Source organism: Clostridium beijerinckii (assembly GCF_036699995.1).
GTDB lineage: Bacteria > Bacillota > Clostridia > Clostridiales > Clostridiaceae > Clostridium > Clostridium helianthi.
Genome location: NZ_CP144906.1, coordinates 4,090,447 through 4,105,866 on the forward strand (window position 1 = coordinate 4,090,447; position 15,420 = coordinate 4,105,866).

Annotated in this window: 15 protein-coding genes; 5 read left to right on the forward strand and 10 right to left on the reverse strand. The window is 30.5% G+C overall.

Annotated elements, in window-relative coordinates; translation table 11 throughout:
- Positions 1-40 precede the first annotated feature (40 nt).
- The 7 genes from PZA12_RS18915 to PZA12_RS18945 all read right to left on the reverse strand — a co-directional run bounded on the left by PZA12_RS18915 (position 41) and on the right by PZA12_RS18945 (position 9,235).
- On the reverse strand, positions 41-973 hold the full coding sequence (locus PZA12_RS18915; protein ID WP_078116820.1) for a 2-keto-3-deoxygluconate permease: 933 nt from the start codon (positions 971-973) through the stop codon (positions 41-43).
- Positions 974-1,141: 168 nt separating this feature from the next.
- On the reverse strand, positions 1,142-2,152 hold the full coding sequence (locus PZA12_RS18920) for an aldo/keto reductase family protein (protein WP_077843141.1): 1,011 nt from the start codon (positions 2,150-2,152) through the stop codon (positions 1,142-1,144).
- Between the two features lie 126 nt (positions 2,153-2,278).
- A complete protein-coding gene (locus PZA12_RS18925; protein ID WP_017210278.1) occupies positions 2,279-3,310 on the reverse strand; it encodes a galactitol-1-phosphate 5-dehydrogenase in 1,032 nt (343 codons plus the stop codon).
- Positions 3,311-3,312: 2 nt separating this feature from the next.
- Positions 3,313-4,827: a xylulokinase gene (locus tag PZA12_RS18930; RefSeq protein WP_078116821.1), complete on the reverse strand. Its 1,515-nt coding sequence runs from the start codon at positions 4,825-4,827 to the stop codon at positions 3,313-3,315.
- Between the two features lie 43 nt (positions 4,828-4,870).
- Complete coding sequence (gene fucU / locus PZA12_RS18935; protein ID WP_077843138.1) at positions 4,871-5,302, reverse strand: L-fucose mutarotase; 432 nt, start codon at positions 5,300-5,302, stop codon at positions 4,871-4,873.
- Positions 5,303-5,402: 100 nt separating this feature from the next.
- The gene (locus tag PZA12_RS18940; RefSeq protein ID WP_026885641.1) at positions 5,403-6,416 is read right to left on the reverse strand and encodes a LacI family DNA-binding transcriptional regulator; all 1,014 of its coding nucleotides are present in this window, start codon (positions 6,414-6,416) and stop codon (positions 5,403-5,405) included.
- Positions 6,417-6,769: 353 nt separating this feature from the next.
- Positions 6,770-9,235, reverse strand: coding sequence for a GxGYxYP domain-containing protein (locus PZA12_RS18945; RefSeq protein WP_078116822.1), 2,466 nt, complete (start codon positions 9,233-9,235; stop codon positions 6,770-6,772).
- 526 nt (positions 9,236-9,761) lie between these two features.
- On the opposite strand from PZA12_RS18945, the gene PZA12_RS18950 reads away from it, so the two are divergent.
- Entirely contained in the window at positions 9,762-10,754 is a 993-nt protein-coding gene (locus tag PZA12_RS18950; protein ID WP_103698881.1) for a linear amide C-N hydrolase, read from the forward strand.
- A gap of 217 nt (positions 10,755-10,971) precedes the next feature.
- Here the strand turns inward: PZA12_RS18950 and PZA12_RS18955 are convergent, their stop codons facing one another.
- Positions 10,972-12,090, reverse strand: coding sequence for a DUF4179 domain-containing protein (locus PZA12_RS18955; RefSeq protein ID WP_078116824.1), 1,119 nt, complete (start codon positions 12,088-12,090; stop codon positions 10,972-10,974).
- A 1-nt stretch (position 12,091) separates the two neighbouring features.
- Positions 12,092-12,637 (reverse strand): sigma-70 family RNA polymerase sigma factor, encoded by a 546-nt coding sequence (locus PZA12_RS18960; RefSeq protein ID WP_078116825.1) that lies wholly within the window; start codon positions 12,635-12,637, stop codon positions 12,092-12,094.
- Between the two features lie 494 nt (positions 12,638-13,131).
- Between PZA12_RS18960 and PZA12_RS18965 the strand changes: the two genes are divergently transcribed.
- From PZA12_RS18965 to PZA12_RS18980, 4 genes are all read left to right on the forward strand, one after another.
- A complete protein-coding gene (locus tag PZA12_RS18965) occupies positions 13,132-13,356 on the forward strand; it encodes a DUF1659 domain-containing protein (RefSeq protein WP_078116826.1) in 225 nt (74 codons plus the stop codon).
- Positions 13,357-13,616: 260 nt separating this feature from the next.
- Entirely contained in the window at positions 13,617-13,835 is a 219-nt protein-coding gene (locus PZA12_RS18970) for a DUF2922 domain-containing protein (RefSeq protein WP_017210269.1), read from the forward strand.
- Positions 13,836-14,182: 347 nt separating this feature from the next.
- Complete coding sequence (locus PZA12_RS18975) at positions 14,183-14,497, forward strand: hypothetical protein (RefSeq protein ID WP_078116827.1); 315 nt, start codon at positions 14,183-14,185, stop codon at positions 14,495-14,497.
- A gap of 56 nt (positions 14,498-14,553) precedes the next feature.
- Entirely contained in the window at positions 14,554-14,871 is a 318-nt protein-coding gene (locus PZA12_RS18980; RefSeq protein ID WP_078116828.1) for a hypothetical protein, read from the forward strand.
- 207 nt (positions 14,872-15,078) lie between these two features.
- Here the strand turns inward: PZA12_RS18980 and PZA12_RS18985 are convergent, their stop codons facing one another.
- Positions 15,079-15,420 (reverse strand): hypothetical protein, encoded by a 342-nt coding sequence (locus PZA12_RS18985; RefSeq protein ID WP_078116829.1) that lies wholly within the window; start codon positions 15,418-15,420, stop codon positions 15,079-15,081.

Consider the following 15,420-nt stretch of genomic DNA (forward strand, 5'->3'; position numbering starts at 1 on the left):
ATCATTTACAATATGTAATTACACAATATTATAGAAATTTTCACCTCCAGTTTTTATTTACATACATTGTAAATAGCGGAGTTAATATTATAGTAATTATTACTGCAGCAGCGATTTGAGTAGTTGCAGATTCAACATAAATCTGAAATCTATTATCTAGTAACGCTAATGCCGAAGGCGTTGCTATAGCATTACCTGCAACACTAGATAGCGCAGCCCCTGCATATCCTGGTCTTTTATTTATGACCTTATCTATCACCACCAAAGGTATTCCCGTTCCTATAAGAACAATTAGTCCAAGTAAAAGTCCACCTAATCCAGCTTTTACAACGTTTTGTAAGTTTATAGAAGCGCCTATGCAAAAGCCCATTAATGGAATTATCATAGTTACTCCTGATTTAAAAAACTCTCCTATCTCTTCATCTATATTTCCAATTAACATTCCAACTAAAAATGGTCCCATTACACTAATAAAACTAATTATCGATATATTAGCCTTGCCACCTATACCTAAAATTATAAGGGTAAAAAAAGCACCTGTATTAAAATTTAGTATATTCTGAGCGGCTAAATCTTTTTCATCACCATACTCACTTACTAGAGTTAAATACAAATTATTATTGCTATTAGTAGCAGCTCCAACAATTGCAATTGTGGATATACCTAAAATACCATCAAATCCAAAATATGCATTTAATGTAATTCCAATAATAGCTCCAGATAAAACTTTGACGGCTAACAATACGGATCCTCTTTTAAAACATTCTTTGATATCTCTAATTTTAAAATTTGTTCCTAAGCAAAATAAGCATATTCCTATTATCGTGGCAGATCCTTGTGCTGAAAATAAAGCGGTTGTAAACGATCCTATTTTCATTACATCTGGTATAAAAGTGTTTATTACAGCAGCTAATATTAATGGAACCATCATTAATCCACCAGGCACTCTTTTTATAGTTTTTAAAATTCGCAAAATATTCACCTCTGTTTGCTATATACTTTTTTCAGTTATATTTTTCTGGTCATTTTAGTCTTACTTTATATAATTTGCATAGATCTAGTGAAATTTTTATAGCATATACTCATGGGTAAATTTCTATCAGCTTAAAAACACAAGTGCCTGATATATTATTATAAATTCTTAAAGAGTTGTTATTGTCCCATCAAGATCCCATAGGTCTTCCCAACCTTTAGCACCTTCCCATAAGAATACTTGTCCTTTAATTAGACGACAATTCTTATCAGCCTCTTCAAGCTCTTTCATTTCTTCATCAGTTAAAGGATCTTCAATTGCACTTAAAAGATTACTATAGTATTCATTTTCATGAATTGAAAATGGAATTGGTGTATGTCCATGTTGAACTCCCCATTTAACACAAATTACTGCTGGGTGAACATTGTGCGCTTTTGCAATTTTAACTACTGTAGGTTCTTCAATATCTGCAATATCATCATCAGTTTTATCTCTATCTGGACGAGTTGGTGATCCGATTGGGCAGAATCCAATTACTTCTATACCATTATCTTTACAGAATTTATATAATTCTGGTTGTTGGAAACATGGGTGCAATTCCATTTCATTAACAGCTGGCTTAATCTTAGCATCTCTTAATATTAATTTTAATTTAGGAATTGTTACACTAGATGTTCCTATATGTTTTACTAGTCCCATTTCAACTAATTGTTCCATTTGTCTCCATGTCTTCATGAAATCTTCATGTATATATGGTTTTGCATTTGGATCACGAGAATCTACTGATACTCCTTTAGCATGGAAGTTAGGGAATGGCCAATGTACAAAATAACAATCTAAGTAATCTAATTGAAGATCTTTTAATGTTTGCTTGCAAGATTCTATAACATTATCATGTTGATCATTCCAAACTTTTGATGTTATAAATAATTCTTCTCTTTTGATTCCACTTGCTAATATTTCCTTATAAACTTCGCCAATCAAATCTTCATTTCCATAAACACTAGCTCCATCAAAAAGCCTAAATCCTAATTTAGCTGCTCCTTTTACTGCATTTGCAATATCTTCAGCTGAAAAACGATCTGAACCGAAAGTTCCCATTCCTATTCCAGGCATTTTAGCCCCTGTATATAATGTTCTTTGTGGTACTTTATTTGGGTCTATAGGTGTAAAATTCATATTTATCTCTCCTCTTTAATTTATTTCTTATAGTTTATTTTTTATAAATTCCTTTAATATGATTTATCTTAAAATAGCTATTAATCAGCTATTAATTAAGCTTGTCTATTCTTATATAATTAACTTTTAAATCTCAAACAATACTTTTGTAGCACAAGCTTCTCTGTCTCTCATTATTTCAAATGGTGCTAACCCATCTTCTAATTTATATACATTTGTAATCATTGATTTTAAATCTATTTTCTTTTCTTTAATATATTCAACTGCTGTAGTCCACTCATATCCTGGATAAGGTGCACTATAAGACATCCATGAACCTGTTATATTTAATTCTCCTCTTAAAATCTTTTCAAAAGTCTCTGGTTTAAGTGTTAAATCTCTAGTTGCAGTTCCTATATATACAACAGATCCACATTTTTTTACTATTTCTAAACATTGGGCTTGAGCTATAGGTGATCCTGAATTTTCAACTACTACTTCTGGCTTACCATGTTCAGTTAAATACTCATTTAAATCCACCTTCATTGAATTTATTACATCATCAGCACCTAATTTTTTTGCCAATTCTAATTTTTTATCAACAACATCTACCATATAAACTTTGCCCGCACCTACTGCCTTCAAACACTGAAGTGCTAAAAGACCTATAGTTCCTGCACCGAAGACTAAAGCTGTTGCTCCTGCTTTAATATTAATTCTTTGAATACCATGTAGTGCTACTGTTAATGGCTCAATCATAGCTCCTTCTTTATAATCAACTTCATCTGGTAATTTAACTACATTTTGAGATTTAACTGCTACATACTCTGCCATAGCTCCATTTTGCCTAGAACCTATAAATCCATAATCACTACACATTGCGGGTCTGCCTTGCTGACAAGCTTCACATTTTCCACATGGTAGTAATGCTCCTGCTGTAACCCTATCGCCAACCTTAACATTCTTTACATTCTCTCCTACTTCAACTATCTGTCCAGAGAATTCGTGTCCTACCACTATAGGAAATGAATGTACACCTCCATCTAAAGCTCTTGGAAGATCAGATCCACAAATTCCACAATACTTAACTTTTATTAATACTTCGTCATCCTTATATTTAGGTATTTCTAAATCTTGCAATTCTACCTTTGAAATACCAGTTATAACTAACGCTTTCATTTCTACACCTCGCTTTTTTTGAATGTGTCTTTCAAATTTTCATATATTTCTAAATATATAGGATAATATCTCTTATATATTTCATGAGCCTTCATATCAGGTTCATGTACTCTAGTGATTTTTATAGTTCTTTGAACTGCTTCCCTATAATCCTTATAAAGACCAGTACCAACTCCAGCTAATAATGCTGCTCCTAAGGTAGTCGCTGTATCTGAAGTTGGAACTTTAATTCGTTTTCCTGTCACATCACTTTTTATTTGAGTCCAAGTTAAACTATTAGCAGCTCCACCGATAGCAATCAGTTCCTCAACATCAACATTTACCTCTTTTGCAGTTTGTAAATTATGCTCTAATGAATATGCTGTTCCTTCTAATATAGATCGTACTATGTGGCCTTTTGTCTTATCATATCCTAGTCCATAGAACACTCCTTTAGCATGTTTATCCCATATAGGTGATCTCTCACCTGCCATGTACGGTAAATATATCACCCCATCTGCTCCAATATTTACACCCTTTGCTTTATTTACTAATGCATCAAATGAATTTTCTCCAGTTTGTTCTTCCATATACCTTTCGTATTCTCCAAATTCATTTCTGAACCACTTAAGACTTCCCCCACCAACTGTTCCTCCTTGGAGCAGCCATGCATTAGGAATTACATGAAATCCTAATATCAATTTTTTATGGCCAATGGGCTTATCTAAACAAATACTCATACCTCCAGCTTGTCCACCTTGTTCCTGCGTTTGTCCAAACTCAATAACTCCAGCTCCTAAAGTTCCGCAGGCCGCATCTAATCCACCAGCTACTACTGGTGTTCCAATTGCTAACCCAGTTTGCTTTGCTGCAATATCGTTTACAGTTCCAACAACTTGATCACAAGGAACTATGTCTGGTAACTTTTCCATAGGTATTCCTAGTTCTTCACATAGTTCAGCATCATATTTTCCTGTCTTCATGTCAAAGCAATGAAGCCCATATCCTTGTGATAAATCTTGTGTCATAGCACCTGTTAATTTGAATGCTATGTAACTATTACTTTGAAGGAATTTATAAGCTTTACTGAATACATCAGGCTTATTTTCTTTAAGCCATAAAATCTTAGGAGTTGTGTATGTGGCATCAAATGAATTACCACTAACTTCGAATATTTTGTCCTCTCCTATTTTTTTTATAACTTCCTCACATTGTTTTGTAGATCTTCTATCCATCCAAATCATTGCATTATGAAGAGGTTTACCTTCTGCATCTACAGGCAGTGCAGCCCAGCCTTGTCCATCTATTCCAATACCCTTTATTTGTTCTGGATTAATATGACTCTGTTCAATGCATTCCTTTGTTGCTTCACACACAGCATTCCACCATTCTTCAGCATCTTGCTCTACAAAGTCCTTTTCTGGATAATACACTGAATATGCCTTATTAGATTGTGATACTACATGTCCATCTAAATCAAATATTGCAACCTTACAAGCTGACGTTCCAATATCTATTCCTAATAACAACTTTTCCATTGTTTCACCTCTTTATAGATTAATATTTCTAATTCTATTAACTTTACTCAGTTACAACGCCTTTTTTAATTAAAATATTTGCATATAAAGCTGATTCGCCAGTAACTACAACAGCATATGCTTTTTTAGATCTTTCATAAAAGTCCCATTTATCCATATATTCAAAATCTGTAAAATCATCATGACTATTCTTAACTATTTTTCTATATTCCTCCCAAATTGTAGGAACTATAGGATCACCTTTTACAACTTCCATCAGTGCCACTGGCTTTTCAACATAAGTATCAAGAGGGAATAATTTTAATATAGCCTCCAGAACTTCTGGAACATTGTGTCCATCTAATCTAACTAACCTTTGAGAATATGTTCCAGCTGGAAAATTTCCGTCAGAAATCACAATTTCATCTGTATGACCCATTTCCATTAAAATTTTCAAAAGCTCTGGTGATAATATTTTCGAAATTCCTTTTAACATATTAGCTCCTCCTAATTGTTTCACCTATTAACTTTATATCATAGCGAAACGTTTTGTTTTTTTATTTAAAAATCATGTGTAATTTCTTACACACGTATTTTCACTTAACTTTTCCAATAGATTTTGTAACAATTAAATCTGATTTCAGTCTATTTATTGATGGGAAATTGCTATTATCCCCACTCATTCTTTTAAGCAATAATTTTGCTGTAGTTTCACCTATCTTTTCCATAGGTTGAACTACTACTGATAGCGGCGGATTCAATACCCTTATTAATTCCATATTATCGAAACCTATTATCGATAAATCATCAGGTATATTAATCCCCATCTCATTTATTGCCATTACTGCACCTAATGTCATTTCATAATTAGTTACATAAACGGCAGTTGGCGGATCATCCATGCTCAACAATTCCTTGAAAAGAGCATATCCACTATCCATTCTGTAATCTCCGTATTTTATTAAATTCGAATCAATTTTAAATGAATAATCTTCATGCACTCTATAATAACCTTTTAATCTTTGCTCAGCAGTATACATTTCTTGAGGTCCTACAATTACACCTACTCTTTTATGTCCCTTGGTAAATAAAGTTTCTACTGCATTATATGATGAATTTAAATTATCCCCAAGTACTACATCACATTCTATGTCTTTTAAAAGTCTATCAATAAGTATTACTGGTATTCCACTTTCTAATATATCACGTAACTCGTTTACTTCTTTCCCTGATGGTACTAAAACTATTGCATCTACTGATTTATTGACTAAGAATTCTAATTTCTTCTTTTCTAAGTCATAATCTTGCTTATAATCACATATTATAGTTCCGTAACCATCTTTCAAAAGAACATCTTCTATTTTTGAAACAATTGATGTAAAAAACAGATTATTTAAATCTGGTAGAGCTATCCCTACTGTTCTAGTTTTATTAGTCTTTAATCCTCTTGCCATTTCATTAACTGTAAAATTTAATTCTTCAATGGCAGCTTGAATTATTTCTCTATTTTTATCTAAAACATTTCCACCATTTATGTATTTAGATATAGTTGCTATTGATAAGCCTGTTTTTCGAGCTACATCTTTAATTGTCGCACTTATTATAACCACCTCCCTAAGTGAAACGTTTAGCTTAATTCAATATTATATCTTTCTATTTTATTTGTCAATAGATAATGTCTAATTTTACTAAATAAATTAGTACTAATTTATTTTCTTATATCATTAATTACAAATATCTAAGCCAGTGTTTAGATTGAGGAATGCACTTCAACCTACTATATCACTTTAGAGTTTCTATATTTCATTTTATTATCATTTAAATTACTGCCTAGTACTTGCCTTTTTAGCATTCCTCTTTTTGATTCATTCTATTTTTTATTGTACTATTTCTATTTTCTTAACTCCTCATTAAATAATTAAAATATTAGTCATCTAAATAGGATAATACGTTTAGCTCTGTATTAATGTTTAATGTTCTTACTTATAATCTCCATAAAAGTTTCAGGAGGAACGACTCTTACGCTTTTGTTTTCTTTTAGCATGTTTGTAACTTTCTCTACATTACTTGTCTCTTTTGTCCATACATGAACATAGACAAAGGTGTATGCTTCTGGATTATGGACATTTGTTTGACCTAAGCTGACCCTGTCATTTATCTTTTTTACTAGCTCTTCTTCGTCTTCAAGTGAATTCCAAAGTAGATCTCTGCAAGACACTAAAGGTTTATTATTAGACCATAAAATTTCTCCTTTATAATTATCGTGCCTATGATAATCAAGATAAAATAAACCTTTGATATTTGATTTTTTAGTAAACTCATTCCAAAGCTCAATATCATGAAACGCAGAATCATCTATTATTGATACATAATTTTCATTTACTCTTTTCATATAATTATTTAATAAGTCAACATATGAACTTAATTTATTACGTGGGAATTTGCTTGGATATATGTATCCATTTCCAGATGGAGCCACAATAAAATTATTCCTTGGATTTTCATTGCTTACGCTTTTATAATATAAATCAAATACAGTAGGACTTAAATAATATAACGCTGGAGTCATAGACCAACCTAAAGAAAGTTTGTCTCTATTTTCATAACCAAACCACTTAGGCGAACCATAATTAGTTCCAAGGTTCCACTGCTGATTATCTCCATCTGACATTATAAAAGTAACATAGTGAACATTTTCTTCTTTAGGAACTTTTAATGAAGAGTTTTTATTAATATGAGGTTCTTTGAAAGCACTTAATGTAGTTAAATTATAGGACCAATCTGCTGCAACCATGCTTACACCATATTTTGAAGCTGTACTCACGTTAATAAACTCATCTGGACCCCAGCCCAAACATGTAGCGTTATTATCCATAGACGAAAACACCTTATCTCTAAGAGCTGTTTTATCTACACTTCCTTCGTAAAATATTAAGGATTTAGTCATTATGGCATAATCTCTTAATGCATCAATTCTATCAGGGGAAAGTTCCATTACCATAGAATGATTTAGCCCTTTATTCCACAAATTATCATAGGCCCAATTTTCATCTGTATTTCTACAATCTCCTTTATTTTCTATACCAAGCTCCTTTATTTTAGGTTCCAGCTTTTCATCAATAACTATAGCGTTTTTAAGGCCTGCTAAGGAACAAGCATTATTTATTGAAGGATCTTTAGTTTCACCATTATAAAGCACGTACCCTTTTATATAGTCTTTATATATTTTTATTAGCTCCCAAGGATCTGATATCATTTCATAAGGTACATTATGATTACTTTTTAAATCTTCCAACCATATTTTATAATCAGGCTGAGAAGAATTAAGTGTATATATTTGAAAAGAACAATGATTATTAACTAGCCCCTGAAGGCTAGTTGTCATTGTTCTTTCACCAGGTGTCATAGAATCTAAAGAAATCGCATATAAAGATTTAGGAATTATATTATTTTTCATATGAACAGAATTTACATTTGATACCTTGATAGCATTAGATTTATCTGTTTCATCTATACTCGAAGCTTTACTATTCCACTCACTCCATTTAGTATTAAATGAATCTCCGTTAGCTTTGCAATAATCATAAAATTTATTTAAGAATCCCATTCTTTCATTATTATAAAAAGACTTCAATGTAGTATCCTCAAAATTTGCTAATGCCAATTGTCTTTTAATTATACCATCAGCATTGACATCCTTATAATTATTAATCATGTCGTACATTATCATGAAAGTAGATGTTCTTCCTATACCCTCTTTGCAATGAAAGTGAAGCCAAGAATCTTTTGGTTTATTTTTTATGAATTCCATAAAATAATCAACCATATCATCAGTAGGTATTCCACCATCTCTAACTGTTACTCTTTCATATCCTAAATTTTTTGATTTAGTAAGTTCTTCTTCGCTTTGAACTGTTTTAACATCCATGGTTTGTTTAGAATTATTATAAAAAGTTATAGGTTCATTTAACTTGATACTTTTTAAATCCTCTTTTTCTTTAGCTATAACTTGATCTCTTGTAAGTCCTACATTAGCATTATTCTTTGCATCTGCCCAGCTAACTGAGAACCCATTTATGAATCCGTGACACTCTTGCCTTAAATCTATTACTGTCGTAGGGAGAGAAGTATCAATTGCCTTTATTAAAAGATCTATATTATTCCCTGAAAATTGTTGACTGCCAGAAATATTCAGCTTATCTAACCCCTTAAGATCTAAATCTTTATTGTCCTTTACAACTGCTAAATCAGTAGTTTTTCGGAAATGCTTTGGTAAAACACTATTATAATTAACTGAATCCAAAATTAGATGTACTCCATTATCCTTATCCGACGGTACCTCAGCTATTGCATTGTTATTCACAGCAAATGAGAAAATACTGACTATCAGCAGCATTAAAATTGTAATCCTTTTAAAATTTCTCTTCATGTTGTTCCTCCTATATTGTAGATAATCATTAGTTATAATGATAGTATCCTATAGGAGAATACTTTTTATTCAAAATAATAATTTAAAATTATATAAATTCAAAATGTAATATACTTGTTCTTTCACCTTGGTCTATACATTGATATTATACGTACTTTATTTGTATTTATCTTGAATCAATACATCACAAAGTTCGTTGTAATTTTATATACTTTTTATTCTTCCTCCAAATATAAGATATTAAATCTAAACCATTCATAGTTTCACATTAATAAATGGAACTTTACACCATGTGTAAGTATATCTATAAATTATAGACATTTTGTATAGATAAACAACTTAAGAGTTTGATTTACGTGGTAACTTACCGGAATCATAAATATTTTAATTACAAAAAACTATGAAAATATCGTTGAAGGTTCTAATCAGCATTCAGCTTATGGTTTATATTGAGTAAATATAAGTTGACATTAGTGATAAATTTCAAGTGCTAAGTTAATAAAGTATAGGAAGGATGAGGACTAGCATGTGCACAGCAATAACGCTACAATCAAAAAAGATGGAAAATTTTTTTGGAAGAACTATGGATTTTTCCTATGATATTGAGCCAGAACTTTATGTTGTACCTAAAAATTATGTATGGAATAATACTCTTAATATGAGTAAAATTTGTGATTATTATAGCTTTATGGGAATTGGACAAGAAGCAGGTGAAATGCTTGGTTTCTTTGATGGAGTAAATGAAAAAGGATTTGCGGCTGCAGCATTATATTTTGCAGGTTATGCTAAATACAAGACTCATAAGGATTCCATTAGCAAGCAAGCTGTTTCATCCTTAGATTTTCTTCATTATATTTTAGGAAGATGTGAATCAGTAAAAGATCTTAAAGAAATATTAATGGAAATAGATATTGTAGGTCTTGAAGATCCAGTAACGCAAACAGTAGCGCCTTTACATTGGATTGCTACAGATAAAAGTGGAGAATGTGTTGTAATTGAACAAACAGAAAGGGGTTTAACTTTATACAAAAATTCAATTGGAGTTATGGCCAATAGTCCTGATCTTCAGTGGCACATGACTAATTTACGAAATTACATGAATGTATCTCCAACTCAGACTAGTGATGCATGCTGGGGTAACATTCATTTAAGGCCATTTGGTCAGGCAGGAGGAACTATGCAGTTACCTGGAGGCTACACATCTCCAGAACGATTTGTAAGAACAGCATATCAAAAAACACATATTAAAGCACCTAGTGACAGCTTAGAAGCAATAAATACATGCTTTCATATTATGGAAAGTGTTTCTATTCCAAAAGGGATAGTAATAACAAATAGAGATACTTATGATTATACAAAATATACTGCCTTTGTTAATACAAATACTTGTGAATATTTCTTTAAAACTTATGATAATCCTAATATTACAAGGGCAAGCCTTTGTGATAACTATAAAAAGAATACTGAGCTAATCTCTCTAGGAAAGTTACGGCATCCAATTAAATTTGGAGAAATATAGTATTGATTCTACCATTTAAAATATATAATCTACACTTACAAAGAACACAATATCCATAGATTTGACCGTACTATAATTTTATGAAGAATAAAGAAGTTCACCATACAACAATGATGAACTTTTTTGAGTGCCTATTATACTCTACTATTAATTTATTTTTACTACCTTTAAATCTACTTATATCTCAGTCAACCTATTTCTGATAAGAAAAAGTGTATTATTTTTTTAGTTCAATTACTATATCATCTAATGCAAATTCATCGTTCTTAGGGTGATTCTCATCTACAATAGGACTTGTATCAACTGATTCTCCCTCTCCATTACCTGATTCTTGATGTACATTATTTGATAAATGCACTTTAGGAGTTATTATTAATTTAGTTGCATTTGGATTTAACTCCCCAAAATTTGACATAGATTTTCCGGCATATCTTCCTTCACTACCTTCATTTGTTGAAACACTTGTAGCTTTATAGACATTTCCTAAATCATCTTTTACTTCTTCTATAGGGATATCTACAATAAAGTATTTCTCCTGTAAATCCTTTGAAATTTCTTGAGAATAATTTAACGTAAATGTTGCTGACGTTTTAGAAATACTTTCTATATTTAATTGAACTCCATTTTTTTCAGTTGTCTTATTTACCATTTGTTTAACATTATCTAATGCTTTTAAATTAATTTTAAACTTCCAATTTCCTTTTATTTCTTTAGAATTTTCAGAGCTCATATCTCCTATATCTGTGAAATTTAATTCAAAATTTATGGCTTTTCTTTCTTCATTTATACTAATAGTTTCTTCACCTACATAAGTATTCTCAGCAACCCTTTTTACTCCAGAACTTCCTCCTGTCCCGCCATCATAATCTTTTATAGTAACTCTCGGTCCATTCATATTAAAAAATGGATTATCTCCTAAATCTTTATCACTTACTATTTCATAGGTATAAGTTAAGGTTTTTCCATCAAATATTGCTTCTTTTATTGTGACTTTAATGCCATTACTTTCTTGCGTAACTCCCATCACATCTGCATATTCCTTATATTTATCATATGCACCTGTTCTACCATTATCTATAAGCCTAAATATGTCTCCAACTATGGGAATTTCTGCTGCATAAGATGGATAGGCTACTCCCAAAGTTCCTGCACCTCCAATTAACAAACAACACAAAACTGCTGCCGCTATTCCCTTATTTCTATATGACTTATTTTTATTTATAGACTTCTTTAAATACTTTTTTACCTTTGCTTTTTCAATATCAGTCGCTTCTATCATTTCCATTTCATCTTCATCTATTTCTATATCATTTAGAATTTCATAAATATCTTTCATATTACACTACCTCCAAATTTAGCCTAAGTTTTTTCTTACCTCTATAAATTCTATTGTCTAACGCAGATCTGGTAAGTCCAAACTTTCTAGCAATATCCTCAGACTTTTCCCCTAGAAAGAACTTCATAATAAATATATCTCTATCCATAGGCTCAAGAGTGTTAATTAAGTTTATCAATTCATTTCTTTCTTCTAGCTTAATAATTTCTTCTTCCACTAATTCATTTGTGCTTATTTCCTTATCCTCTATGCTTACATTAAAATCCTTAACTTCTTTCCTGTAATAATCAATAGCTTTAAATCTTGCTATCTTAAATATCCATTTCTTGAAATCAACTTCTTCACCTGTAAACTTATCTGAATTATTCCATACTGAAAAAAACACATCATTTATACACTCCTCAATAATTCCATCCTTGTTAAGTGGCGAAAGTATTTTATATATTGTGGATTTAACTAATGCCAGATATTTATCTACTATAAACTCTATTGCATCTTCTTTCCTCTTTTTCAGTCTACTGATATAATTTTTTTCGGCACACCTCATTGAAATTTCTCCAATCCATTATTTTCGTAAAAGCTCTTACACTTTATATAACGTAAATAAAAATGTTTTCTCTCATTTTATTTTTATTTGCTTTACATATTTCTATTTTATTACTATATAAAGATTTTCACATTCATTAAATTTATTAAACCTCTTCGTATTAAATCAAATTAAGGACTCATAGTAAAACGGTGCTGCCTTCTCTGAATCTAAGAAATACTTTTTACCTAATTGACTCTCCTTTAATATATAAATTTTAGATAACGCAATTCATTTTTTCTAAAATCATTTAGTTTATAGTTCTTGCTTATCCGCTAAGACCAAATGAATTAAAGCTTTTAGAATTCATATAGATCAACTATAAAATTTTCTTTGTGTCTTTACTTCAACTGTATTGATTATTTGCTGCCCAAAAAAATTTTAGGATATTTATGTAATTCATGGAATTAATGCGTATATCATATACGAAAACAAAATGAAGGAGGTAAAAATATATGGCTGTAACTAAAACTATTGACTCTATTTCTCTTAGTATTGAAGTTCAAAAAGGATTAGATAAAACTGGCGATCCAATTTATACTAAGAAAACTTTCTCAGGCATCAAAACAGATGCAACACCAGAAAATATCTATGCTGTTGCTGATGCAATTAAAGCTGTTATAGAAGCTAATACTAGAGACTACTTTATAAATGAATCTTCTAGTTTAGCAAATGCTTAGTATCTTATTCTTTAAAAATATTGTGGAAACTCGACTCACATTCGTTCGCTGAGTGCTCACAGAGTAAGCGACCACCATCAAATCATAGATGCTCACAGAGAAAGTTCTGCACCTATAAATTAAGCAGCTATGCTGCAATTAAGAACTTTTCACTTATAGCCAAATACAAGATTTGGAGCATCACTTTTGAGATGTCTGCTTAAGTGATTCACACCGAATCATAGATTCGGGTTCTCTACTTAAGATTGGAGGAAAATTAAATGGAATATTCTTTATCTATGACTTTTTTAACTGCGGCTGGTGAAAAAAGTACTTTAAGTGTTTCTGGTGCTAAGCCAAGTCTTACAAAAGACGAGATTAATGCACTTATGGATACTGTAATTGCTAAAAATGTTTTCAAAACTAATTCTGGTGATTTAGTTAAGAAATCTGGTGCTCAAGTTACTCAAAGACAAGTTACTAAATTTGATGTAGCTTAAGTTTTAAGTAACCTAAAAAAGGAAGCTTATCTCATAGTGGATAAGCTTCCTTTTTCATTATCTTTATTATCTAATGATTTGATTATTCAAGTTAATACCTTATAAAATTCTATGCTTAAGATTTCTACGCTCCTGCTGATTCAAATTTTACCAAGATTCTATAAATGCATCTTTCTCTGGTAACACTCATTTTTACATTTTAAATAGTAAACTACCAATCTTGTCTTATCCCCTCTTCAGGTTTAATTTTTATTTTTAATATTTCAGAATATATTCTTCTCACTTTCACATAATAAAATTAAGTTTATAATTACATAATATTTTAATTTAGAAAGGTGAGTGATCTAATGAAAAAGTACCCACTGGCATTTTTATTTTTTTTACTATTAATCTTTCATATTTTTACAATCCCTGTTGGAGCTGAACCCAAAACCTTACATGAAGGATTTTATAAAGCTACAGATTTAAATTTGTCTCATGGCGTTCATACTGTACAAAATACTTCAACCAGTGATTATGCCTTTATTGCTATTTTCGATTCAAATCAAGTAACTAGGCAATATATGCGATTAGATCCTCAGTCAGACAAGTATATTTTAATACCTTTAGAATCTGAATTTGAAATAATTGTATCTAGTAAAGGTAGCATTATTATAAACTAGATAAAATGCTCAATTCATTTTCTTGTTATCTATAAAATCAAAAGGTGGTTATATTTATGAAAAAATTTATTTATGCATTAGTATTTTTCTTCTTTATTTCTTCTAATATTATAATTTCACCTTGTATGGCTGAAAGTAAAATTCTTAAGCGTGGTTTCTACAAAGTTGAAGATTTAAATTTATCTCTAGATGCTACACATACAGTTCAAAATAATTCTTTTAATGAGCGGATTTATATATTTATTTTAGATTCTACTGAAACTCCTGTTCAAGCTATTCGTATATGGCCCCAATCGCAAAAATTCAATTTATTTCCTCTCAAAGCTGGATATAAAATTATAATAACTGGCGATGGTGAACTAATCATATCATAAGAGATACTTTTATAGTGTCTCTTATGATACATTTTTTCTTAAAGTATCCTTCATTTCATTCCTCCAACACTTCCCGCAAATAAAATACTTCCCACAAATAAGTCCATCTCTAAACTCCAAAATTTCTTAATAACTTATCTAGAATCTATATTTTCTAACAAACTTCATATTAACTCACTACTTATTATTTTTAGAAAGGCACCCTCATTAATTTCTAGTTCTTTTCTTATTTTTTTTAATAATATCTATAACTACTATCAGTAAATATGTTATTAAAGACAATACTAAATAGACTATTATAGCTGGCATTATGCTGCCCATTTTATACCATTGATTAATAGGCAGTATGATTGATAGTGATAATAACAAAAATCCAATCAACATATTATTTATTGATTTGAAAGAAATAATAGTCTGAATAATAAACATTATTGGAAATAAAATATAAATTCCAATTAAAATCCACTTACTATATGGAAAATGAGAGTCTATGAATATAAATAAAAATGTTAATACACTCGGTAATATAGTTGAAAGCATTTTTTTCAT